This window comes from Halobacillus sp. ABD4_316, assembly GCF_056161385.1.
Window position 1 is genome coordinate 1 of the sequence record NZ_JBSWZA010000024.1, and the last position, 269, is coordinate 269.

General features: G+C 40.9%; 1 rRNA gene. It reads right to left on the reverse strand.

What is annotated here, in order from left to right:
* A 5S ribosomal RNA gene (gene rrf, locus ACXAJH_RS20500) occupies positions 1 to 106 on the reverse strand; the annotation flags it as partial.
* Between the last annotated feature and the right edge of the window lie 163 nt (positions 107 to 269).

The window sequence follows — 269 nt, forward strand, 5'->3', positions numbered from 1 at the left end:
ACGTCCTACTCTCACGGGGGTAAACCCGACTACCATCGGCGCTGAAGAGCTTAACTACTGTGTTCGGCATGGGAACAGGTGTGACCTCTTCGCCTTCATCACCAGATCTTTTGTTTACCTTTTTTCAAGGACAAGAACTATTATACCGTGTCTCGCATTGAAAATCAAGGTGTTTTTGAAAGTTTTTTTGAAAACCCTCAAAACTGGATAAGGAAACAACTATTGATGAAACATCATTCACGAAGTATATATAGATAAGTCATCGATCC